This window comes from Candidatus Bathyanammoxibius amoris (assembly GCA_024451685.1).
In the GTDB taxonomy this organism is placed as follows: Bacteria; Planctomycetota; Brocadiia; order Brocadiales; family Bathyanammoxibiaceae; genus Bathyanammoxibius; species Bathyanammoxibius amoris.
The window spans coordinates 97,550-119,892 of the sequence record JAMXCW010000006.1; the positions used below are offsets into that span (position 1 = coordinate 97,550).

Consider the following 22,343-nt stretch of genomic DNA (forward strand, 5'->3'; position numbering starts at 1 on the left):
TTGTGATGAGGTAACCCGGTATGCCGCCGACTAATAAAATGCTGAGAAAAACGAAGATAGTGTGCACGATCGGGCCCGCCAGTTCCAGCCCAAAGGTACTCAGGGACATGGCGCTTGCGGGGATGAACGTGGCACGACTGAATTTCTCCCACGGCAGTTATGAAGACCACGCGAAGGCAATAGCCCGCATCCGCCGGATATCGGCGTCACTGAAAAGGCCCATAGCCGTAATGCAGGACCTGCCCGGCCCAAAGATACGAACGGGCAGGATGGAGTCGGAATCTGTCACGATACGGAAGGGTGGGAGGCTTGTTATCACGGGTAAGGACGTAGAGGGATGCAGCGAAAGGGTAAGTGTAAACTTCCCCGGCTTCATCAAGAAAATCCGCCCGGGCGCTGCCATATTAATTGACGACGGGAAGATAAGGCTGAAAGTCACGGGCGTCCGCAGGGACAAGAAAGAAATTAGTTGCAGCGTCCTGGAAGGCGGGCTGCTAGGGGAACATAAAGGGGTCAACCTGCCGGATACGGATTTAGACATCGACGCCCTGACCGGAGCTGACAGGAAGTGCGTCACCTTCGGGCTTTCTCAGGGGGTGGACCTGATTGCGCTGTCGTTTGTGGGGAGCGCCAGGGACATACATATTGCCAGAAGATTTATAGCGTCGAAGGGTGGCGGGGACATCCCCGTAATAGCCAAGATAGAGCGGCGGCAGGCGCTGGACAATCTGGATGAGATACTTGAGGCGGCGGACGGCGTGATGGTGGCCAGGGGAGACCTGGGCGTGGAGACGGAGCTGGAGGATGTGCCGCTCGTGCAGAAGAGGATAATCCGCTCCTGCGTTACTATGGGCAAGCCCGTGATAACCGCCACGCAGATGCTGGAGTCCATGGTAGAAAGGTCCTCCCCCACCAGGGCGGAGGTGGCGGACGTAGCCAACGCCGTGCTGGACGGTACAGACGCCCTTATGCTGAGCGAGGAGACGGCCGTGGGCAGGTTCCCGGTGAGGTGTGTCAGGATGATGGACAAGGTCGCGCGTAAGGCCGAATCTACCATAGACCATGAGAAGCTACTCGCCGAGGAGCAGATTAGCGAGGACACGATAGAAGACGCCATTACACACGGTGCGAACATGGCCGCTATGGATGTAAGGGCGCGGGCTATAATTGCATGTACAAACACAGGTAAGACGGCCAGATTGGTGTCCCGCTACCGGTCGGAATACCAGATCATAGGCGCCAGCCCGTACCCGGACGTGGTTAACCGGTTGTGCGTTACCTGGGGTGTTTACCCGGTAAGGATGAAAAAAGTCCGAAGTGCGGATGAGATGATGAAAGAGGCGGAAAAGGCCGCCCTGAAGACGGGGCTGGTAAAACGCGGGGATACAATCGTAATAACCGCCGGCTATCCCAACACCAACATGCTGAAGACCTACAGGATAGGGCACCCATAACAATACGTCAGCCCCCGGTGAAAACGACGCAAAGAATACGCCCACCCGGGAATTTGGGATGGTCTCAGTAATGCGCGGTGCGCCGGAACCCCGTCTTTATGAAACAGTGGGGAGAGCCTTATTACAGAGAAATTATTTGAGGTAGACCTGTCATTTACGCCGTCTGAACTATGCCGCGTGGAGCAGGCGGGCCGGACAGCGGTGGTCATTGACGTGCTCAGGGCATGCACTACTATAATATACGCCCTCTCCCAGGGGTGTAGTGTCGTCTATCCCTGCGCTACCGTAAGTGCCGCGAGGGAATTGTATAAGCGGCAGGTTAAAAGACTTGGGAAGAACGGAGTGCTCCTGGGCGGTGAGAGGGACGGTATAAAGGTCAAGGGTTTTCACCTCGGTAATTCACCCAGTGAATATTCCGCCAAAATGGTCCGCGGCAAGACCCTCATCTTTACGACCACGAACTGTACGAAAAATCTGACGGCGCTCAACGGCCCGAAAGAGGTGATAATATGTTCTTTTATAAACCTTCCGGCGGTGGCGGAATATCTCTCTGCGGGAGACAGAGACGTGCTGCTGGCCCTCTCGGGTACTGACGGACAGATGTCCGCCGAGGACACCGTGTGCGGCGGAATGATTATCCATGAACTCCTGAAAGGGCGTGAGGTGGCTTTAAGTGCTTCCGCTCGCGCCGCTTACACCCTCTATCTCCACCACCGTGACAGCCTCCCACAGGCCGTCATCGGTTCAAACCACGGCATACGCCTTCTCGAACTCGGTTTCAAGGATGATATAGATTTTTGCGCACGGGTGGGCGAATACGAGATAATACCACGGTATATTCGAGGTAAAGTATCCTTGCAGAGTGGCTGAACCCTGCACACCCGGTCGCGCACGACGGGCAGAGGGACACACAGCCACACACACACACCCCGCCACCGCACCGCCATCCCCAACACACTAACATTTAAACTGCTATGTGCTTAGTACATAGGGCTTTGCTCTGCATGATGAAACAAGAAATCGTTTGACATTGATAATATTTTTTGTAAACTTAGTGGCCTTCGTAATTCTGAGAGGAGAGGAGGGGTGGTGGCGTGCAGGGCAACGAGTTAGCCTTAATTCTCACCTTTATAGTAGCGGCCCTTATTCCCGGGCTTCTCATATTTCTCACCTCGGTGCTTGGCCCAAAGAGGATGAACCCCGTAAAGGCATTGCCGTTTGAGTGTGGAATGCCTCCCTCCGGTCCCGCCAGGGATAGATTTCCCATAAAATTTTATCTATTAGGCGTATTGTTTCTTGTCTTCGACGTAGAGGTGGTCTTTTTTTACCCCTGGGCGGTGCTCTACGATGAACTCGCTATTTTTGGCCTTATGGAAATGATGGTGTTCATTTTGATAGTGGCGATTGCGCTTATATATGCATGGAAAGAGGAGGCACTGGAATGGCGCTAGAGGACGCCCTGGGTGGCAGCGTAGTCCTTTCAAGGACTGATAAGGTCTTGGGCTGGGCCAGAAAGTACTCCCTGTTTCTATACCCCTTTGTAACCGCATGCTGCGGGATGGAATATATGGCCACGGCCGCTAGCCACTATGACATAGACCGCTTTGGCGCGGGACTTCCGCGCTTTTCTCCCAGGCAGTCTGACGTGCTGTTTGTGGTGGGAACCATCAGCCATAAACAGGCTCCCGTACTGAAGAGGGTCTGGGAACAGATGTGTGAGCCGAAGTGGGTGGTGGCCTTCGGAGGCTGCACCTGCTCAGGCGGCCCATACGATAACTACGCCACAGTGCAGGGGATAGACACCATCGTCCCCGTCGACGTATACATACCCGGATGTCCCCCCAGACCCGAAACGGTGTTGGAGGGTATCATGAAACTGCAGGAAAAGATTCAGAACCAGAAGCAGGAGGTCTGATGGCCGAGAGCGTTACCCTGAAGAAGCTGAAGGAAAGATTCCACGGCTCTATCGTGGCGACTCACTCTCACAGGGGAGATGACACGGCAGTAGTCAAGAGGGTGGATATCGTGGAGATATGCCGCTATCTTAAGGAGGACGCAGACCTATCGTTCAATTTCCTTATGGACCTGACGGCGGTTGATTATCTTGGCAAGAAAGACCCCCGTTTCGAGGTTGTTTATCACTTTTATTCGCTGAAAAATAATCAACGGCTGCGCGTTAAGACCCCTGTACCGGAATCGGACCCCACTATTGACTCCGTAAGCTCCCTGTGGTCGGTGGCAGACTGGCTGGAGCGGGAATGCTGGGACATGTTTGGCATAAAGTTTAACGGCCATCCGGACCTCAGGAGAATCCTGCTCTACGAAGAGTTTGAGGGCCATCCCCTCAGGAAGGACTACCCTGTCGACAAACGCCAGCCGCTCGTACTTCCGGAGAGTTAGTCAGATATAAATGGAAAATGTAAGCACACTAGCCAGGGAAATCCACACCAAAGAGATGGTCCTCCAGATGGGCCCGTCTCACCCCGCCATGCACGGTACGGTAAGGATGCTCCTCACGCTGGACGGGGAGACGGTGGTAGACACTGACATCAACATCGGTTACCTGCACAGGGGCTTTGAGAAGATGTGCGAGAACCGCACCTATCATCAGGCCATAATATACACGGACAGGTTAAACTACGTCTCGCCCATTATCAACAACTTCGGCTACGCCATGACGGTGGAGAAGCTTTTTGGCATCGACATACCCGTGCGGGGTAAATACATACGCACCATAATGAGCGAGATATCCCGAATAACCGACCATCTCACCTGTGTAGCCGCCACGGCGATGGAGCTGGGCGCACTCACTGCGTTCCTTTATATGCTAAAGGCCAGGGAGGAGTTGTGGAAGCTGATAGAAGATGTGTCTGGAGGCAGGGGTGTTACCCCAAGCTACGGGAGGATAGGCGGTGTAAAGGCCGACCTCTCCGAGGATTTCCATGACAAGACGATAAACGCCATCAAAATTACCAGAGACGTACTGAAGGAGATACACGGACTGCTCACGAAGAACCGGATATTCGTGGACAGGGTGAAGGGCGTGGGCGTCATAACCGCCGACGAGGCCATATCACACGGGTTTACGGGACCCTGTCTACGCTCGACCGGCGTGCCCTATGACGTAAGAAAAGCCCAGCCCTATATGATGTATGCGCAGATGGATTTCGACGTGCCCGTGGGTTCCAACGGAGACAACTACGACCGCTACCTGTGCCGCATGGAGGAGATGCAGCAGAGCATGGGAATTATCGAACAGGCACTGGCCCAAATACCCTCCGGCCCGGTTAATGTGGAGGATAAAAGGATTACCTTCCCTTCGAAGAAAGAGGTCTACAGCAATATGGAGTCCCTCATAAACCATTTCAAGCTGTTCATGGAGGGGCACGGTATCTGCCCGCCTGAGGGCGAGGCCTACCAGGCCGTCGAGGGGGCAAACGGCGAACTGGGTTTTTACATCGTAAGCGACGGCACGGGTAAGCCTTACAGAATGAGATGCAGGGCCCCGTCCTTCTGTAATATGACAGGTGTCAAAAAGATGGTCGTGGGGGGCATGATAGCCGACATCGTGCCCAGCTTTGGTTCGGTGAACATGATCGGCGGCGAGTGTGACAGATAAGGGATAGCCGGGAAATAACTATGCCAGAATTCTCTGCCAAAACAATGGACAAATTTAAGTCGGTGGTAAACAAGTACCCGGAGAAGGGTGCGGCCCTGCTACCGACTTTATGGCTGGCGCAGCAGGAGTTCTCCGCTATTACTCCAGAGGTAGAGGAGTATGTCGCCGGACTTGTCGGCGTCTCCCCGGTGAGGGTGCAAGAGGTACGCAGCTTTTACACCATGTACACCCCGAAACCCCTGGGTAAGTATCACCTTCAGCTATGTACCAACATAAGCTGCTCGCTCCTCGGCGCGGAGGACATCCTGGGGCATTTGAAAAATAAGCTGGGGATCAACGTGGGTGAGACCACAGCGGACGGGAAGTTTACACTGTCTACCGTGGAATGCCTGGGGCACTGCGGCACCGCCCCCGTAATACAGATAAACGACGATTTTCATGAGAATCTTACCGGCGAATCTTTAGACAAAATACTGGGTTCACTCAAGTAACATGACCAATAAGGCCCCTACACCTATCCTGACAAGGAACTTCGGAAAGAGGGATTCACACGTAATCGGAGTGTACGAGAGCGGAGGCGGCTATACGGCGCTGAAGAAGGCCATTACCTTGATGACGCGAGAGAAAATTGTGGAAGAGGTAATGAAGTCGAACCTTCGGGGCAGGGGCGGTGCCGGTTTTCCAACGGGTAAGAAGTGGAGCTTCATCCCAAAGGATTCCCCAAAGCCCAAGTACCTTACGGTAAACGCCGATGAAGGCGAACCGGGCACCTTTAAGGACCGGCCGCTCATGGAACAAGACCCGCACGCGGTCATAGAGGGTTCCATCATTACCAGCTACGCCGTTGACATCCACACCGCGTTTATCTACGTCCGGGGAGAATACGCAAAGAGTATCCGGAAACTGCGGGATGCGATAAACGAGGCCTACGCCAAGGGGTATCTGGGCAAGAATATCCTGAATTCAGGTTTTGACCTGGAGATGGTTGTACATCGAGGCGCCGGGGCATACATATGTGGCGAGGAGACCGGCCTGCTAGAGTCTCTGGAGGGCAAAAAGGGCCAGCCCAGGATGAAACCACCGTTTCCGGCCATAGTCGGCGCGTTTCAGGGTCCGACCGTCATAAATAACGTCGAGACCATGGCCGCCATACCCTGCATAATAAATAAAGGCGGCGAATGGTTTAACAACCTTGGCGCACCTGACGTGGGCGGAGGGGTAAAGCTCTATTCAATCAGCGGGCACGTGAAGAAACCCGGTGTCTATGAGCTCCCCCTGGGGACGGTGCTCCGAGAGATTATATACGAGCACGCCGGCGGCATAAGAGGAGACAAGAAGCTAAAGGCCGTAATACCCGGCGGGTCCTCGGCGCCGGTGCTGACCGCGGACGAGATAGACGTCAAAATGGATTTCAATTCACTCGCGGCCATAAAGACCATGCTCGGTTCAGGCGCCATTATCGTAATGGATGAAGACACTAACATGGTAAAGACCCTGAATATCCTTATGAGGTTCTACGCCCATGAATCCTGCGGTAAATGCACACCGTGCCGGGAAGGCACGGGCTGGATGGTCAGGATATTGACCCGTATAGAAAAGGGCGAAGGAGAGATAGCGGACCTTGACACCATACTGAGCATCTCCGAGACCATAAACATGAAGACCCTGTGTCCGTTGGGCCAGGCTGCTATTGGCCCGTCGGTAAGTTTCATAACAAAGTTCCGGGGTGAATTTGAAGATTACATACGAAATGGAGGGGTTAACTAGAAAATGCCCGTCGTTACCATAAACGACCGAAAGATAGACGTCCCTCCGAAGACGTCAATCATGAACGCGGCGAAGGAGTTGGGGATTGAGATACCCCACTTCTGTTACCACCCGAGCCTAACCGTCGTGGACGCCTGCAGGATGTGTCTGGTGGAGGTCAAAGACGCGCCGAAACTAATAACTTCCTGCTCCAATCCGGTCAGAGACGACATGGTCGTGTTCACAGACACACCGAAGGTACAGGAGGCGAGAAAAGGCGTACTAGAGCTGCTCCTGCTGAACCATCCCATGGATTGCCCCGTATGTGACAAGGCCGGGGAGTGCAAACTTCAGGACAACTATTTCAAGTTCAGCCTGCACAGCAGCCGTCTTAACCCCAAAGACGGCAAGTTGCATAAGCCCAAGGTGGTAGACCTTGGTCCGAGGATAGTCCTTGACATCGAAAGGTGTATCGTCTGCACCAGGTGTGTAAGGTTCTGCCAGGAGGTAGTTGGCAAGGAGGAGTTGGGCATATTCAACCGGGGCGACCACTCACAGATAGGCAGCTACAACGGCAGACCACTGGAGAATAACTACCAGGGTAATCTTACAGACATTTGCCCGGTTGGCGCGCTTACGGCCAAGGATTTCCGCTTTAAGTCCAGGACCTGGTTCCTTTCCAGAACAGAGTCCATCTGTCCGGGATGCTCAAGGGGTTGTAACGTGGAAGTTCATTCCAATCACAGGTCCGTTGACAAGACGAGGCACAGGGTATACCGGCTTAAGCCGCGGCAGAATGATGACGTGAATAAGCTCTGGCTATGCGACGAAGGCCGGTATGGCTATCATTTTGTAGATTCCTTCGACAGGCTGGGGAAACCCACCATAAAAAAGGGGGAGGATTTCATACTGGCCGACTGGGATACCGCGCTCGACATGGTGGCCCGGGAGTTGAGGAATATATATGAAAGATACGGGCCGTCGTCTGTCGGGGTTATCCCCTCGGCCCAGCTCAGTAATGAGGACCTGTACGTGGTGAAAAAGCTCTTCCACGAGAAACTCGGCATCTCCAACATTGATTTTAAGGTGCCGGGGTGGAATGAAGGCGAGAAAGACGACGTGCTGTTAATGTCAGACAGAAATCCTAACTCAAAGGGTGCCGAGCTGCTGGGTCTCAGTGGTCTGGGGACGACGGCGGAAGAAATACTAGATAAGGCGGCCAAGGGCGAAATCAGGGCGCTGTACATAGTAGGCGGCAATATGGCAAAACACCTCGGTGAAGACAGGGTAAGAGACGCCCTCTCCGGTGTCGAGTTTGTGGTATACCAGGGGAGCAATTACAGCCCCGTGTGTCAGTTCGCCCATGCCATCCTTCCCGGCGCCACATTTGTGGAGAAGGACGGCACCTTCACCAACTTCGAGCCGCGGGTCCAGAGGATAAAAAGGGCCGTCGAGCCACTTGACGAATCTCTCCCGGACTGGGAAATAACGACAAGGCTCTCACATGCCATGGGTCACCCGTTACCTTATGAAAAGGCCGAGGACATATTTAACGAGATATCCAGAGAGGTGTCCAGTTACTACGGCCTGAGTTATCAGAAGGTGGGCGACAAGGGCGTAAAGCTGGCAACATCAGGAGAATAGCGACAGGTGTTCCTGGAAGTGACAATCATACTGTTAAAGATAGCCATCGTCTTCGGGTTTGTGCTGAACGTGGCGGCGATAATGAGCTGGGCCGAAAGGAAGCAGAGCGCCGTGATGCAGGACCGCGTGGGCGCGAATCGTGCAGACGTCCTCGGGTTCAGGATAATAGGGTTGTTCCACCCCATCGCCGACACCATAAAGATGATGACAAAGGAGGACTGGATACCCCCGAAAGGCAATCCACTCCTCCACACCCTGGCGCCTTTTCTCTCCCTTTTCACGGCGCTTATCGTCTTTGCCGTTATCCCCTTCGGGGACACCCTCCACGTCGGGGGCTTGAACATAAAACTTCAGATAGCCGACCTGAACGTGGGGCTGCTTTTCGTCCTGGCCTTCGGGTCGCTGGGCATATACAGCGTGGTCCTGGCCGGGTGGGCGTCCGGAAATAAATACTCAATGCTGGGCGGCATAAGGGCTGCGGCCCAGGTAATCTCCTATGAGCTGGCCCTGGCCCTCTCCGTAGTAGGCGTCATAATGGTATACGGGTCTATCGAGCTGGACGACATCGCAAGGGCGCAGGGTCAGTATATATTTGGCTTTATTCCGTACTGGGGTGTGGTGGCCCAGCCCCTGGGGTTCCTGATATTTTTTGCGGCGGGCGTGGCGGAGACCAAACGCACACCCTTCGACCTGCCTGAGAGTGAGTCGGAGATAATCGGCTATTTTACAGAATACAGCGGCATGAAGTTTGGAGCCTTCTGGATGGCCGAGTTTATAGAGATAATCGCCGTGGCAGGGGTCATGACGGCACTCTACTTCGGCGGGTGGCAGATTCCCTTATTGGACGATAAGGGGCTGTTTATACCGGGCCTGCTGACCATACCGCTGCCCCACGTGCTGGTGGTGCTGTTGCAGGTAGCCGCGTTCGGCGCCAAGGTAATATTCTTCTGCTGGCTGATGTTGTTAATCAGATGGACCCTGCCCAGGTTCAGGTATGACCAGCTCATGGACTTCGGCTGGAAGTTCTTGCTCCCTCTGGCCCTGTTAAACGTTGTATTAACCGGTTTTATGCTGATTATTATCTAGAGGACAAAAGGTGAAGATAGTAAGTGAAAAGCTAAGCTTCCTGGAAAGCCTGTATCTGTTTGAGATACTCAGGGGGCTGAAGATAACGGCGGGCCATTTTGCGTATAACATGGTTTATCACATAGCCCACCTCTTCGGCCTTCAAACGGACGTGCCCGCCGCGGTAACCATACAGTATCCCGAGCAGAGAATCCCCATGTCAAAGAGCTGGCGGGGAAGGCACCGGTTAAACACAAGGCCGGACGGCTCAACCAGGTGTGTGGCATGCATGCTCTGCGAGACGGCGTGCCCGGTGCAATGCATAAGCATAGTCGCCACGGAGCACGAGGACCCGGAGATTGAGAAATGTCCGGAGAGTTTTGAGATAGACATAACCAGGTGCTGCTGGTGCGGGATGTGTGAAGAGGCCTGTCCGGTGGACGCTATGTATATGGATACCGGGGAGCTTCCGGAGGCCGGCTACAGCCGTGAAGACCTGAAGTACAATAAAGAGGTGTTGATCGAGCAAAAACCCCTTCCGGGCCACCAGCGGAGCCTGAACTCGCCCGGTGAAGGGGCGCCAAAGGTAAACCCGTTGGGGCTTTATAAATAGACTAATGGAACAGATACTTTTTTACGTAGCGTTTACCATAGCAATCATCTCTGCGGCGTCGGTAGTCCTGCAGACCAGGGTAATATACAGCGTGCTGTCTCTGATAATCACGCTCTTGACCGTTGCCTGGGTGTACGCCATGTTGAGCGCGCCGTTTCTGGCGATTGTGCAGGTAATACTGTACGCGGGCGCTATTGTGGTCTTACTGCTGTTTGCCGTTATGATGCTCAGGTTTGACGAAACGGTGCAGAAGCGGCTCCGCCCCGACCTCCTTGGGGTGCTTGGAGTGCTTGTGGCGTTGACGTTCGGAGGGGTGTTCATCTCGCTGGTCTCCTCCGGTTGTTTTGAGTGCGCGTCCATTCCGGCAGACTTTGGCAGTATTAAGTCCATAGGGAGCGTGTTGTATACGCAATATCTGATCCCGCTCGAGCTGGCGTCGATTCTGTTGCTGGTTGCAGTGGTGGGTGCGGTAATGCTTGCCGGCAAGCGTTAGACCTTTTGGAGGAGAAGACAGTCTTGGAGCCTGAGGTTATTCAGCATCTTTTAGCGGTGGAACCGTCTCACTTTCTCGTACTGGGCGCGGCTTTATTCAGCCTGGGCGTGCTGGGCTTTCTTGTGAGGACCAACATCATTGTGCTTCTTATGTGCATCGAACTCATGATAAACGGCGCCGGTGTCACTTTCATCGCCTTTTGCAGGCAGATGGGCTCGCTTGACGGACAGATCTTTGTGCTATTCGCAATGGTCGTTGCCGCGGTGGAGATAGCCGTGGGCCTGTCTATTGTAATGCTTGTGTTCAAGAACAGGGGCTCACTGGACACGGACGATATGGAGGTGCTCAAGTGGTAGAAGGCAAGGAAGTCTTTAACCTCCTGTGGCTCGTGCCTGCTATACCCCTCTTCGGGGCACTCTTCAATTGCCTCCTGGGCTACAGGGTGGGCAACCTCATAGTCAGCATAGTCGGATGCGGCAGTATCGGGCTTTCGTTTCTGCTGTCACTGTGTATCTTCAGGATATTCTACGCCCTGCCGGTAGAGGAAAGACATTTTGAGCAATGTCTGTTTCAGTGGATAAGCTCCGGCAACTTCCAGGTCCCTGTAGACCTGCTGTTAGACCCGCTTTCGATGGCCATGATTATCATGGTCTCCGGAGTGAGCTTCCTTATACACGTCTACTCCGTCGGCTACATGGAGGGCGATAAGTGCTTTGCCCGGTACTTCTTCTATTTGAATCTCTTTGTGTTCTTCATGCTTACGCTGGTGCTTGCGGGCAATTTTCTTGTGCTCTATATTGGCTGGGAAGGTGTCGGTCTTTGTTCGTATCTCTTGATCAGCTTCTGGTATGAGAGGCGGAGCGCGGCGTCGGCGAGTCTGAAGGCGTTTGTGGTCACTCGCTTCGGCGACTTTTTCTTTGCAGTGGGGATAATACTGATTTTCTTGCAGTTCGGTACTCTCCACTTCGCCAGCGTCTTTGAGAATCCGGGAGAGGTTCTTTGTGCGTGTATGGCCACGTGTATTGCCCTGCTTATCTTTGCGGGGGCGGTGGGGAAGTCCGCGCAGGTGCCGTTGCATACGTGGCTTCCGGATGCCATGGAGGCGCCCACACCGGTCAGCGCACTAATACACGCCGCCACCATGGTAACGGCGGGTGTCTATCTGGTGGCCAGGTGTTATCCCTTATTTCAGGTGGCTCCGGGCGCCCTGCAGGTGGTCGCGATAATCGGCCTGCTGACCGCCTTCATCTCCGCCACGGTGGCGCTGGTGCACACGGATATAAAGAAGATATTGGCCTATTCCACAGTGAGTCAGCTGGGGCACATGTTCCTGGCCCTGGGGATAGGCGCTCCGACTGCGGCCATATTCCACCTGCTTACACATGCCTTTGCAAAGGCCCTCCTGTTTTTGGGTTCCGGGGCCGTTATACATGCCATGCACGATGAGATGGATATAAGGAAGATGGGCGGGTTGAGGCGGTATATACCTGCCACCTTCCTCACGTTTACCATCGGCGCGCTGGCCATGTCCGGTGTACCGGGGCTTGCGGGTTTCTTCAGCAAGGACGCCATTCTCCACGCCACCTTTGTCAACGGCGGGTTCTTGATGTGGGCCCTTATAGCCGTTACGGCGAGCATGACGGGCTTCTATACGTTCAGGATAATATTCGTGGTCTTTTTCGGTGAAAAAAGATGGGACCTGCACCTCCACCTTCCCGGGAAGGTAATGATTCTGCCCCTGGTGCTGCTTGCATTGCTTGCGGCCACGGGCGGGTATATGGGGGTCCCGCACGTCCTTGGAGGAGTCGACCGTATAGGTGAGTTCTTTTCGCCGGTTTTCGATGGTGCCGGGGCGCATGGCGCTATTGAATCTGTAGACGAGATTACGGCCGAAGCGGCTGAAGGAGCTGCCGGAGCGGTGGAAGGACACGCCCCCGCGTTGTCACTGGAGATGCTCCTTATGCTGGTGTCGGCCGTCATGGCCTTTAGCGGTATCGGGCTGGCCTATTACTTCTACGTAATGCCCGGCGGTAGAGACGTACCCGCTGCGATAAGCAAAAGGTTTGCCGTGGTCTATAGTCTCCTCACAAACGCCTGGTTCTTTGACGCGGTCTATCAGGCCGTCTTTGTAGACCCATATATGAAACTCTCCACCTTCTTCTGGAAGGCTTTAGACAGGGCCGTGATAGACAATATTGTCGGAGGGATGGCGGGTTTAATTACGGGTCTTGGCCGCATTGTGCCCAGCCTGCAGCTGGGGATGGTGCGCTGGTACGCGACGGTTACGGTGCTGGGAGCGATAATACTAATCCTTTATATCTAGGTTGATATCACAATGGACGCATCTAGCTGGCCAATTCTATCGTTACTAATATTGTTGCCTGCGGCAGGGGCAATGGTCATTTTCCTTGGACTCTGGCAGAATGAATTCCTGTCAAAGCTCCTGGCCATCCTGTTAGGCATCGAGAATCTGGTATTGGCTATATTTCTTTTTATGCGATTTGACCCTGCATGCGCCGATATGCAGTTTGTGGAGAAGCACAACTGGATACCCGAGCTGGGCGCCAGCTACAGCCTGGGCGTGGACGGGATAAGCCTTTTCATGGTGCTTATATCCACGTTTATGGTTGCCCTGGCCATGCTTGCCTCATGGAACCAGGAGGGAAAACGGCAGGGCCTTTTTTACGGATTCTTGCTGTTTCTGGAAGCGGGGCTTATCGGTTTATTCCTTGCGCAGGACCTTCTGCTGTTTTACGTCTTCTGGGAAATCATGTTGATACCGATGTACTTCCTTATCGGCGTGTGGGGAGGTGAGAACAGGCGCTATGCCACGCTGAAGCTCATAATATACACGATGAGCACCAGCCTGCTCATGCTGGTGGCCATACTTGCCCTTTACTTCTTCCATCACGGCCAGACGGGGGAGTACACCTTTGACATAACGAGGCTCTATGACACGCCGATTCCGCCACATGCCTTGCTGCCGATGGCGCTTGCGTTTTTTGTGGCGTTTGCGGTAAAGTCACCCCTGTTCCCCTTCCATACCTGGCTTACAGACGCGCATGCCGAGGCCCCGGTCTCGGGTGCCGTGGATATCACCGGCTTACTTATAAAGACGGGGGCTTACGCGTTCCTGCGGTTCCTGTTGCCCCTGTTCCCGGAATTTTCTACAAGCTTTGCCCCTATTGTGGTGGTACTTGCGCTCATCGCCAACCTGTACGGCGCTACGTTGGCGGCGGCACAGGATGACATGAAGAGGCTTATTGCCTACGCCAGTATTAGCCACGTCGGACTGGTTATACTCGGGATATTTGTGTTTAACGTCCAGGGTATTGAGGGTGCGCTGTTTATGATGGTCTCAATCGCCCTCTGCAGCGGTGGACTGTTTCTGGTTGTAGGTATGATTCACCAGAGGAGCGGGAGCAAAAAGATTTCTCAACTGGGCGGGCTGTGGAAGGATATGCCGGTTCTGGCAGGTTTCTTCCTGTTTTTTGTAGTTGCTTCGGTGGGCCTGCCGGGATTGAGCAACTTCGTCGGTGAGTTCCTGATCTTCATTGGCGCGTTCAAAGTCAGTGTGATTTACGGCGTGCTGGCCGCCTTTGTGGTGGTGCTTACCGCCGTCTATCTGCTGTGGATGTTCTGGAGGATTATGCTGGAGAAGCCGCCCGAAGGCGCCAGGTCCTGGCAGGACCTTTCTCTGGCAGAAACGGTTACTCTTACTATACCCGCGGTCATAGTGGTCGTCATTGGCGTATATCCTAATCTGTTGCTCGACAGGATTGAACCCTCCGCCTTAAAACTTATAGGACAGGTGAAGAAAGAAACGGCACAATTGGACGATACCGGGAGAGAAAACGGTGTCCGTCTGGTCAAGACTGAAAGAGATGGGTCTGAATAAACTATGGAGATAACGCTTCCTTTTGTCAATCTGAGTACGATAATGCCGCTGCTCATCGTGGCCTTCTTTGCGATGGCGGCGTTGTTGGTAGACGCGTTCTATCGCAATAAGCTGTACGTGTTTATAACGAGCCTTCTGGGGCTGGGCCTCGCCCTCTTTGCAGTGTATTCACAATGGGGGGCCGTTGTTCCACCTGAGGAATCCATGGTGGCCATCAACAGCTACACGGTATTCTTCGATACTATATTTATATTGGTCGCGGCCGCGACAATGTTCATATCCTTGGGTTACGTGGAATTTACGGGTATTGACGGCGGGAAATATTATCCGCTCCTTTTGCTGGCTGTTCTGGGGATGATGCTTCTTGTGTCGTGCAGGGACCTGCTCGTGATGTTCCTGGCCATAGAGCTTTTATCCATATCATCCTACGTTCTGGTCGCCTCCCAGAGGGAAAGGTGGGTATCCAATGAGGCCGCCATTAAATACATGCTTACGGGTGCTTTTGCCAGCGCGTTTTTACTTTTTGGTATAGCCCTTGTCTTCGGTGGCACGGGGACGATTGATTTCATAAAGATAAAGCAGGCACTTTCGCAGGGTACGGTACCGTTCCACGCCCAGATAGGTCTGGCAATGATGCTGGTAGGGCTGGGCTTTAAGATTTCGATGGTCCCTTTCCACATGTGGGCGCCTGACGTCTATGAAGGGGCACCGACGCCCATCAGCGGTTTCCTGTCCGCGGGGAGCAAGATAGCCGTCTTCGCCCTCTTACTGAGGCTCTTTGCAGGGCCGTTCGCCGTACCGCACGTTGACTGGGTGGCCACGCTCTGGTGGATTTCGGTCTTGACCATGTTTGTGGGTAACATCTCCGCACTGCTTCAGAACAGCGTTAAGAGAATGCTTGCCTACTCCAGTATTGCCCAAGTAGGTTATATGCTTGTCGCCCTGGTCGTACTTGATACGAGGGCGATGGAGGCCGCCGTTCTGTATATGGCCGTGTACGCGATGACCGGGCTGGCGGCATTCGGTTGTATAGCCTATCTATCCAAGGGGCCCGAGGAGAGACTCAACGTACAGGATTATGCGGGGGTGGCCTACAATTACCCGATACAGTCTGCCGTCCTGTCCGTATGCCTCCTCTCTCTGGCGGGGATTCCTCTTACGGCAGGATTTATAGGAAAGTTGTATCTATTTGGCGCGGCGGTTAACGCGGGCTTCGTAGGCCTGGCCGTGATCGGCGTACTTAATTCGGCTGTCTCCTTATATTACTACCTGGGACTCCTGCTGAGGATGTACACAATGCCTGAGGGGGCGGGCGAGCCGGTGGTAACTCATCCAATGGCGGGGAGGTTGGTCCTGGCCATATTGGGTGTTGCCATCCTGGTCCTGGGGGTTTATCCCTCTCCTGTGTTGGGGTTAATTAAAGAGGCTGTTGCCGCGATAGCGTCTCCCGTGATGTAATTCCTTCCACATAATATATGCCCTCGCTAAAGACCTTCGACTGCATAGTAGTAGGCGGTGGGCCCGCAGGCTCTATGGCAGCCTATACGCTTGCCGGCAATGGGATAAGTGTTGCCATATTAGAGGCAAAAGACCCTTCCACAGCCTCCGTATCCAAGGTGTGCGGGGGTGGACTGCAGCTAAAGGCCGTTCGTATACTACCGTTCGACGTTAAAGAGGTGGTGGAACGGGAGGTCTTCGGCATGGTCTTCCAGCGGGGGCTGAGGGAGAGGTTTACGAGGAGGTGCAGCCTGCCCATCTCTTACACCGTGAACCGCGCCAGGTTTGATGACTTTCTGCTCAGACATGCCCTGGGGGTTGGGGCAAAGCTCTTCCATGGGGAAAAGGCACTGTCACTCGAACCTACCACCGGCCGCACAGGCATTACCAGGGTCTTTACCGGCGGAGACGTCTTTGAGGCCCGTGTGGTGGTCGGCGCGGATGGGGCACACAGCATGGTAAGGAAGGTCTTAAAAGACCCCGGCGGTACTGCCTTGGTTCAGCTGGGTCTTGTCTGTGAGGTAGAAAAAGAGAGAAGCAATGCCCGGATACCGGAAAACCTCTTTATAATTGACTGGGGCAGCGTTCCGGGTGGATACGCGTGGATATTCCCCAAGGAGACCACCCTTACAGTAGGCGCCATGGTTCCCCGTGAATTGGCCGGGATTTTGAGGCCATACCTGCATAAATTTCTTGAAAAAGAGGGCCTGAAGATACCTGATGACGGACGTCTTTCCACGCATCCTATACCTACCCGGAGGCCGGGAGAACGTATTGCCGCGGGCTGGGGGGTGCTGGTGGGTGATGCCGCGGGGCTTGTAGACCCGTTTATGGGCGAGGGGCTGTATTATGCCCTGAGGAGCGGGCAGATTGCCGCATGTCATATCCAGAAGTATCTCGCCGGAGGAGGCGACAGTCTCCTGGACTACGAGAGGGAAATCGACGTGGGGCTGATGCAGGAGATAATCGCCGCGGGAAAGATGCGGAGTTTCTTCAATACCTTCCCCCGCTACATCCACAACCTGTACCGCAGGAACGACCGGCTGTGGTATGCCTACTGCGAGGTGCTGCGCGGAGACAGGACTCTGGAGGGGCTGCAGAGGGTCAGGGCCAGGCCGCCCGGGCCGATACTGAGGTATCTGGAAAAATTTACCGCCTGGTATGAGGCGCGGCAAATAAGCAGATTCAATGGGTCCCCAATGTATAAATTTTTAGTCTCGAAGGGGGACAGTTCGAAGAGTTAAAGGGTTGAGGCTGCAAAATAATTCAATGATGACTATTTTTCAAACCGGCTGGTTCGGACGGGTTAAAACTTCAATATTTCTTCGGTCTTCTTCTCAATGGTCTGGGTAACCTTTTTTTCGTAAGAGTGTGTCAGGTCCAGCACCTTATTCCTGGTCTTGTGGGCATCGTCCTCGGTGAGTATGGAGTCCTTTTCCTCTTTGTCTATACGCTTGTTGGCCTCCCTGCGTATGTTTCTTATAGAGACCTTGGTACCCTCAGAGAGTTCTTTGACCTGGGATGCCAGTTTCTTCCTGCGTTCTTCGCTTAAGGGAGGGAGGTTGATGCGGATACACTTCCCGTCGTTCTGGGGGTTAAGCCCCAGATCAGACTGCAGGATGGCTTTTTCTATCTCTTTCAGTACAGAGGGGTCGTATGGTTTTATTACGATGGCCTGTGGTTCGGGTATGGCTACCGTGGCAAGTTGTTTCAGTGGCGTGCCCGTGCCGTAGTAGTCAACCTTTACATGATCGACGAGACCGGGGCTGGCACGTCCGGCGCGTATGCCTTTCAACTCCTCGTCCAGTACGTGCAACATTTTTTCCATCTTCTTTTCCGCCCCCTGTAGAATCTCTTCGGCGCTCATCTCTTTTCGCCCTTACTGCTGATGAACGTGCCTATAGGCTCTCCCTCAAGGACCTTCCTGATATTTTGCCGCGTCTTTAGTTTGAATATGATTATGGGCAGGCCATTGTCCCTGCAGAGGATAAGCGCGGCAGGGTCAAAGATGGTTTTGAAGCCACCTTCGAGTATCTGGTTATAGTCCAGCCTGTCGAACAACTCCGCGTCGGGTTCTTTAAACGGGTCGGCTGAATATACGCCTTCGACCTTGGTCGCCTTTAACAGTATGTCTGCCTCAAGTTCCAGCGCTTTTATGGCGGCGGCGCTGTCTGTGGTAAGGTACGGGTTTCCAGTTCCGCCTGCCAGTATAACGACCCGTCCTTCGTCCATGTATTTCTTGCAGTTTCGTCTGTTATATGGTTCGATCAGTTCATATATCTCAAGCACACTCTGGGCAGCGGTCTTAATCCCTATCTTCTCCAAGATGTCCTGAAGCACCAGGGCGTTTATGATGGTGGCTACCATACCCGCGCTGTCTGCCTGTGCGCGGCTGAGACCTAACTTAGAAAGCTCTACCCCCCTGACCATATTGCCCCCGCCCACCACCAGGGCTAGCTTCGCACCGGTGGCGACGGCATCCTCTATCTCGCGGGCTATAAAATTTACGCTGTCCGGGTCGATGCCCGCCCCAAATTCTTCTCCACTTATCTTTACTACCACCGTGTTGTATTTGGCGTTTACCATGAGAAGACCCGCCGGTTAGGTTGTTAGTCGTTCTTCACTTACCAACTTCAAACCTCGCAAACCTGTTTACTTTAATGTTCTCTCCCAGCTTGGCAATACACGCGGTGAGGACGTTTCCTATAGTCTGACTGTCATCCTTTATGAACGGCTGCTCAAGGAGGCATTTCCCCTTATAAAAGGCCTCAAGCTTGCCGCTGATTACTTTTTCTATTATCTCCGCAGGCTTGTCAGAAACTCCGCGCTGAAACTCCGCCTTTTTTTCTTCCACGACCTGGGGGTCTACGTCTTCCTTGCAGACGGCCATGGGATTGGTAGCCGCAACCTGCATGCACAGGTCCTTCAGGAGCTGTTCAACCAGATCGTTTTTTGCGACGAAGTCCGTCTCACAGTTGACTTCGACCATGACACCTACCTTGCCGTTAAAATGTATGTAAGAACCTATCCGGCCTTCTTTTGTGGTGCGGGAGCTCTTTTTCTCGGCGATACGGTGACCCTTCTTTCTGAGTATCTCTGCGGCCCTGTCGAAATCGCCGCCCGTCTCCTCCAGGGCATTCTTACAGTCTAACACCCCTGCACTGGTCTTCTCCCTCAGTGCTTTTACGTTCTCCTTGTCAACAGGCATTTGCCGATTTCCTTCTGTTTCTTACGTCGTTCGTGGATTCTAAGGCTGGCCGACTTCTTGATGACTGACTACCGGCTCACTGGGCTTACCGTTCAGTACGGCGTCGGTCATTTTGGTGAGAAAGACTTCGATTGATCTCATGGCGTCATCGTTTCCTGGAATACATATGTCTACCAGGTCAGGGTCACAGTCCGTATCTGTAAGACAAATAGTGGGGATACCAAGCTTGTTGGCCTCTTTTACAGCCGTTATTTCTCTGTTCGGGTCAACAATAATGACGGCTCCCGGCAGTTCTGTCATATTCCTCATGCCGTCCAGGTTCTTTTTAAGTTTTCTTGCCTCTCTATTCAAGGAGGATATGATTTTTTTGCTGTACTGGTTTGCGTCTTCACCGGCGAGAAGTTCTTCAAGCTCCTTAAGGTGCTTAATTCTCAGGCTTATGGTGTTGAAGTTGGTTAGCGTACCACCCAGCCACCTTTCAGTCACAAAGTGCATCCCGGCCCGCCTGGCTTCACGGGTGACTGTATTACGCGCCTGCCATTTGGTGCCCACAAAGAGGACGTCTTTGCCCGAGCCGGACAGCTTTGTTAGAAATTTATGGGCCGTTATGAGACCCCTTAAAGTTTCTCTTAAATTGATAATGTGTATAAGGTTATGTCTACCGAAAATATACGGTTTCATCTTTGGATTCCACCTCGAAGTCCTGTGTCCAAAGTGAAATCCGGCTCTTATCAATTCTTCGAGCGTAATTACCGGCAAAAAATTCCCTCCTGTTAATACGTCTGGCTACCGGAGTTAAAAGAAGCTAAAATGTAGCACAAATATCGAAAATGTCAAGATAACACGCCAACCTTATCTGTGCTTGCGACGGGAACATCATCGGGAATGGATTCGATGGGTATAGGGAGCTTGGGATTCGGTGGGAGGGGATCAATATACTTCCTCCGGTACGCCTTGCTTTGCATCCTGCAGCTTGAGAATTTCCGGTTAAAGTCAGGATGTGTTACCATCTTCTTCCATATTGATTGTATAGGCATATCCCTTACGTTTCCAAAGTTTATCGGATTAAAGTCACAGGGGTTTATATCACCGTACGCCGTCATGTAGAACTGAGAACTGGCGCCATAGCAACCCACACCCATCGGCGAATTTATGAGCGCCATGGCGTTTATTCCCATGGGTGTAGTCTCATAATACTTCCTGGCCAGTGCGATAACCGCCTTGCGCTCGGCGGGGCCAAGAATCTTGGATGTGTCTTTCAAAAACCTTCCCGACGGGATACAGTCAAAGATAGTGACCTCTGCAAAGCCCTCTTTATTCGCTATCCGGAGTAGTCGTTCCAAATGGCCGTCTCTCAGGTTTTCGTGTGTGGCATAGGTTGAGATGCCGGTGAGTATACCTGCCTCTCTGGCCCGGCTTGCGCCCTCAAAGGCCTTTTCGTAGCAGCCCGTCACCTTACGGAATTCATCGTGCAGAACCGACTCGCTGTGGTCTATTGATATATTTAACGAAAACAGCCCGGCATCCTTCAGCCTTTTGACGTTTTCTTCTGTGAGAAGGAGTCCGTTGGTAAATATCATAACCACCGCTTTCGACTTGTCCACATGCTCAATCAGTTCGTACAGGTCTTCTCTCAGCATGGGCTCCCCGCCCACGTATATAATGAGAGTCGCCCCAAGATCCAGGGCCCCGTCAACCACCTTCTTTATCTCGTCAACACTCAGCTCTTCTTTGGAAGAGTCCTTGAAGGGGTCCGCGCTGCAGTGGATGCACTGGCACTGGCACTTATGGGTGATGGCAAGATTGGCGGTAACGGGAAAGGCCATTTTCTCCAGCATCATTCTCACTTTTCTGGACAAAAAGCGCATTCCGGCAGGTGACGGGTGCGGGGGGTTGTACAGATTATAGACGTTTTTGCCGTCTACCTTCGCGATGACCTTAAAGGTGTTGAGTTTATGGAAAAACTGTTGTACGAACGGCTGCAACATGTCGCCCATATAGCCCTGGGCCCTCCCATAAACCTTGCCGTTAATCATCTCTGCTTCTATGTTGAAAAAATCAAACGTCTCCATCCTCTTACACTCCCTGCATTGACTTCCAGCTTTCTTCCGCCTTCTTCAGCACCTCGGTAGCCACCTTCAAGGCATTCAGGCCATCCTCGCCGGAAACTCTTGGCTTACCATGAGTTAGAACACAGTCCACAAAGCTCTCCAACTCCTTTTTCAGGGGCTCTTGTTCGTTCTCCATCTTTATGTGTTTAACCTCAAGCTGGTCTCCGAAGTTGTAATCTTTCAGGTCGATAAGGCTTTTTGCGTTCAATCCTTGCATGTTTATCGAGTCAAGGGTTAGATTCGGAGACTTCTTGTAAATTATAGCTTCTTGCTTTTCGTAATCCAGTGAAATATATACATTTTCTGAGAACAGGCGTATCTTCCTCATGGGCCTGAAGGAGACACGGCTTGCCGTAACATTTGCCACGCAACCGTTCTCAAACGTTAACCTGGCGTTGGCTACGTCTTCTTTGGAAGAGATGATCCTTGCACCCACCGCCTCTACCTTCTTTACGGGGGATTGTGCCAGGTGAAGTATTATATCTATATCGTGCACCATTAAGTCGAGTATTACACCGGTATCCTTCGCGCGGAAATTGAAGTTAGAAAGCCTGTGGCACTCTATAAACCGCGGTGTCATGGGGTACTCTTCAACCGCCTTGATGACGGGATTGAAACGTTCTATGTAGCCTACCTGCAGGAGGGTGTCGGTTTTCATGCCAAGGTCCACCAGGGCCATGGCCTCATCTATGTTTCCTGCCATGGGTTTCTCCAACAGTACCGGTATGCCCCTGTTTAGGAAGTGAGAGGCGACTTCAAAATGGGCGGAGGTCGGCACGACTACACTGACCGCCGCGGCCTTGTCGTCCAGCACGTCCAGGTTGGGAAAATACTGCGTACCCAGTCGCTGCGCGACCGCTTTCCCCTGTTGTTCGTCAATGTCTACTACCCCGACAAGCTCTGTGTTAGGAAGCTGGGAATAAACCCTGGCATGCTCCTTACCCAGATGGCCGACACCGACGACTGCTATCTTGAGCTTCTTTTTCACCATCTTT

The 22,343-nt window shown here is 53.1% G+C and carries 23 protein-coding genes; 17 read left to right on the forward strand and 6 right to left on the reverse strand.

Annotation, left to right across the window (positions count from 1 at the left end; all coding sequences use genetic code 11):
- Positions 1-20 precede the first annotated feature (20 nt).
- The 17 genes from pyk (at position 21) to NOU37_05385 (ending at position 17,273) form a co-directional block, all read left to right on the forward strand.
- Complete coding sequence (gene pyk / locus NOU37_05305) at positions 21-1,454, forward strand: pyruvate kinase (GenBank protein MCQ4574646.1); 1,434 nt, start codon at positions 21-23, stop codon at positions 1,452-1,454.
- Positions 1,455-1,631: 177 nt separating this feature from the next.
- On the forward strand, positions 1,632-2,324 hold the full coding sequence (locus tag NOU37_05310) for a 2-phosphosulfolactate phosphatase (protein ID MCQ4574647.1): 693 nt from the start codon (positions 1,632-1,634) through the stop codon (positions 2,322-2,324).
- 224 nt (positions 2,325-2,548) lie between these two features.
- On the forward strand, positions 2,549-2,905 hold the full coding sequence (locus NOU37_05315) for an NADH-quinone oxidoreductase subunit A (protein ID MCQ4574648.1): 357 nt from the start codon (positions 2,549-2,551) through the stop codon (positions 2,903-2,905).
- Positions 2,896-3,369 (forward strand): NADH-quinone oxidoreductase subunit NuoB, encoded by a 474-nt coding sequence (gene nuoB / locus NOU37_05320; protein MCQ4574649.1) that lies wholly within the window; start codon positions 2,896-2,898, stop codon positions 3,367-3,369. The genes NOU37_05315 and nuoB overlap by 10 nt, the downstream gene beginning before the upstream one ends.
- Entirely contained in the window at positions 3,369-3,854 is a 486-nt protein-coding gene (locus NOU37_05325; GenBank protein ID MCQ4574650.1) for an NADH-quinone oxidoreductase subunit C, read from the forward strand. The genes nuoB and NOU37_05325 overlap by 1 nt, the downstream gene beginning before the upstream one ends.
- 10 nt (positions 3,855-3,864) lie before the next feature.
- Complete coding sequence (locus NOU37_05330; protein ID MCQ4574651.1) at positions 3,865-5,073, forward strand: NADH-quinone oxidoreductase subunit D; 1,209 nt, start codon at positions 3,865-3,867, stop codon at positions 5,071-5,073.
- Between the two features lie 20 nt (positions 5,074-5,093).
- On the forward strand, positions 5,094-5,564 hold the full coding sequence (locus tag NOU37_05335) for an NAD(P)H-dependent oxidoreductase subunit E (protein MCQ4574652.1): 471 nt from the start codon (positions 5,094-5,096) through the stop codon (positions 5,562-5,564).
- Between the two features lies 1 nt (position 5,565).
- Positions 5,566-6,840, forward strand: a complete 1,275-nt coding sequence (gene nuoF, locus NOU37_05340; GenBank protein MCQ4574653.1) for an NADH-quinone oxidoreductase subunit NuoF — start codon at positions 5,566-5,568, stop codon at positions 6,838-6,840.
- A 3-nt stretch (positions 6,841-6,843) separates the two neighbouring features.
- On the forward strand, positions 6,844-8,463 hold the full coding sequence (locus NOU37_05345; protein ID MCQ4574654.1) for a molybdopterin-dependent oxidoreductase: 1,620 nt from the start codon (positions 6,844-6,846) through the stop codon (positions 8,461-8,463).
- A 6-nt stretch (positions 8,464-8,469) separates the two neighbouring features.
- A complete protein-coding gene (locus NOU37_05350) occupies positions 8,470-9,549 on the forward strand; it encodes an NADH-quinone oxidoreductase subunit H (GenBank protein MCQ4574655.1) in 1,080 nt (359 codons plus the stop codon).
- 10 nt (positions 9,550-9,559) lie between these two features.
- A complete protein-coding gene (locus NOU37_05355) occupies positions 9,560-10,141 on the forward strand; it encodes an NADH-quinone oxidoreductase subunit I (protein ID MCQ4574656.1) in 582 nt (193 codons plus the stop codon).
- A gap of 4 nt (positions 10,142-10,145) precedes the next feature.
- The gene (locus NOU37_05360) at positions 10,146-10,634 is read left to right on the forward strand and encodes an NADH-quinone oxidoreductase subunit J (protein ID MCQ4574657.1); all 489 of its coding nucleotides are present in this window, start codon (positions 10,146-10,148) and stop codon (positions 10,632-10,634) included.
- A 23-nt stretch (positions 10,635-10,657) separates the two neighbouring features.
- Positions 10,658-10,990 carry an NADH-quinone oxidoreductase subunit NuoK gene (nuoK, locus tag NOU37_05365; protein MCQ4574658.1) on the forward strand — a complete coding sequence of 111 codons (333 nt, stop codon included), beginning with the start codon at positions 10,658-10,660 and terminating at the stop codon, positions 10,988-10,990.
- Positions 10,984-12,957, forward strand: coding sequence for an NADH-quinone oxidoreductase subunit L (nuoL, locus tag NOU37_05370; GenBank protein MCQ4574659.1), 1,974 nt, complete (start codon positions 10,984-10,986; stop codon positions 12,955-12,957). Before nuoK ends, nuoL begins: the two co-directional genes overlap by 7 nt.
- A gap of 12 nt (positions 12,958-12,969) precedes the next feature.
- The gene (locus tag NOU37_05375; GenBank protein MCQ4574660.1) at positions 12,970-14,532 is read left to right on the forward strand and encodes an NADH-quinone oxidoreductase subunit M; all 1,563 of its coding nucleotides are present in this window, start codon (positions 12,970-12,972) and stop codon (positions 14,530-14,532) included.
- Between the two features lie 3 nt (positions 14,533-14,535).
- The gene (locus NOU37_05380; GenBank protein ID MCQ4574661.1) at positions 14,536-15,990 is read left to right on the forward strand and encodes an NADH-quinone oxidoreductase subunit N; all 1,455 of its coding nucleotides are present in this window, start codon (positions 14,536-14,538) and stop codon (positions 15,988-15,990) included.
- A gap of 17 nt (positions 15,991-16,007) precedes the next feature.
- Positions 16,008-17,273, forward strand: coding sequence for an NAD(P)/FAD-dependent oxidoreductase (locus NOU37_05385; GenBank protein ID MCQ4574662.1), 1,266 nt, complete (start codon positions 16,008-16,010; stop codon positions 17,271-17,273).
- Between the two features lie 62 nt (positions 17,274-17,335).
- Here the strand turns inward: NOU37_05385 and frr are convergent, their stop codons facing one another.
- The 6 genes from frr to NOU37_05415 form a co-directional block, all read right to left on the reverse strand.
- Entirely contained in the window at positions 17,336-17,896 is a 561-nt protein-coding gene (gene frr, locus NOU37_05390) for a ribosome recycling factor (GenBank protein MCQ4574663.1), read from the reverse strand.
- On the reverse strand, positions 17,893-18,615 hold the full coding sequence (locus NOU37_05395) for a uridine monophosphate kinase (protein ID MCQ4574664.1): 723 nt from the start codon (positions 18,613-18,615) through the stop codon (positions 17,893-17,895). The genes frr and NOU37_05395 overlap by 4 nt, the downstream gene beginning before the upstream one ends.
- A 34-nt stretch (positions 18,616-18,649) precedes the next feature.
- Entirely contained in the window at positions 18,650-19,237 is a 588-nt protein-coding gene (locus NOU37_05400) for an elongation factor Ts (GenBank protein ID MCQ4574665.1), read from the reverse strand.
- A gap of 39 nt (positions 19,238-19,276) precedes the next feature.
- Positions 19,277-19,996: a 30S ribosomal protein S2 gene (rpsB, locus tag NOU37_05405; protein MCQ4574666.1), complete on the reverse strand. Its 720-nt coding sequence runs from the start codon at positions 19,994-19,996 to the stop codon at positions 19,277-19,279.
- 74 nt (positions 19,997-20,070) lie between these two features.
- Positions 20,071-21,309 carry a radical SAM protein gene (locus tag NOU37_05410; protein MCQ4574667.1) on the reverse strand — a complete coding sequence of 413 codons (1,239 nt, stop codon included), beginning with the start codon at positions 21,307-21,309 and terminating at the stop codon, positions 20,071-20,073.
- Between the two features lie 4 nt (positions 21,310-21,313).
- Complete coding sequence (locus NOU37_05415; protein ID MCQ4574668.1) at positions 21,314-22,339, reverse strand: Gfo/Idh/MocA family oxidoreductase; 1,026 nt, start codon at positions 22,337-22,339, stop codon at positions 21,314-21,316.
- Positions 22,340-22,343: the final 4 nt, after the last annotated feature.

Coding starts and splice junctions, on each gene's coding strand:
- NOU37_05385 (MCQ4574662.1), top strand. CDS start 16,008: ATGCCCTCGCTAAAGACCTTCGACTGCATAGTAGTAGGCGGTGGGCCC.
- NOU37_05345 (MCQ4574654.1), top strand. CDS start 6,844: ATGCCCGTCGTTACCATAAACGACCGAAAGATAGACGTCCCTCCGAAG.
- nuoF (MCQ4574653.1), top strand. CDS start 5,566: ATGACCAATAAGGCCCCTACACCTATCCTGACAAGGAACTTCGGAAAG.
- NOU37_05360 (MCQ4574657.1), top strand. CDS start 10,146: ATGGAACAGATACTTTTTTACGTAGCGTTTACCATAGCAATCATCTCT.
- nuoB (MCQ4574649.1), top strand. CDS start 2,896: ATGGCGCTAGAGGACGCCCTGGGTGGCAGCGTAGTCCTTTCAAGGACT.
- NOU37_05375 (MCQ4574660.1), top strand. CDS start 12,970: ATGGACGCATCTAGCTGGCCAATTCTATCGTTACTAATATTGTTGCCT.
- NOU37_05410 (MCQ4574667.1), bottom strand. CDS start 21,309: ATGGAGACGTTTGATTTTTTCAACATAGAAGCAGAGATGATTAACGGC.
- NOU37_05330 (MCQ4574651.1), top strand. CDS start 3,865: ATGGAAAATGTAAGCACACTAGCCAGGGAAATCCACACCAAAGAGATG.
- NOU37_05415 (MCQ4574668.1), bottom strand. CDS start 22,339: ATGGTGAAAAAGAAGCTCAAGATAGCAGTCGTCGGTGTCGGCCATCTG.
- frr (MCQ4574663.1), bottom strand. CDS start 17,896: ATGAGCGCCGAAGAGATTCTACAGGGGGCGGAAAAGAAGATGGAAAAA.
- NOU37_05395 (MCQ4574664.1), bottom strand. CDS start 18,615: ATGGTAAACGCCAAATACAACACGGTGGTAGTAAAGATAAGTGGAGAA.
- NOU37_05380 (MCQ4574661.1), top strand. CDS start 14,536: ATGGAGATAACGCTTCCTTTTGTCAATCTGAGTACGATAATGCCGCTG.
- NOU37_05335 (MCQ4574652.1), top strand. CDS start 5,094: ATGCCAGAATTCTCTGCCAAAACAATGGACAAATTTAAGTCGGTGGTA.
- pyk (MCQ4574646.1), top strand. CDS start 21: ATGCCGCCGACTAATAAAATGCTGAGAAAAACGAAGATAGTGTGCACG.
- NOU37_05400 (MCQ4574665.1), bottom strand. CDS start 19,237: ATGCCTGTTGACAAGGAGAACGTAAAAGCACTGAGGGAGAAGACCAGT.
- NOU37_05325 (MCQ4574650.1), top strand. CDS start 3,369: ATGGCCGAGAGCGTTACCCTGAAGAAGCTGAAGGAAAGATTCCACGGC.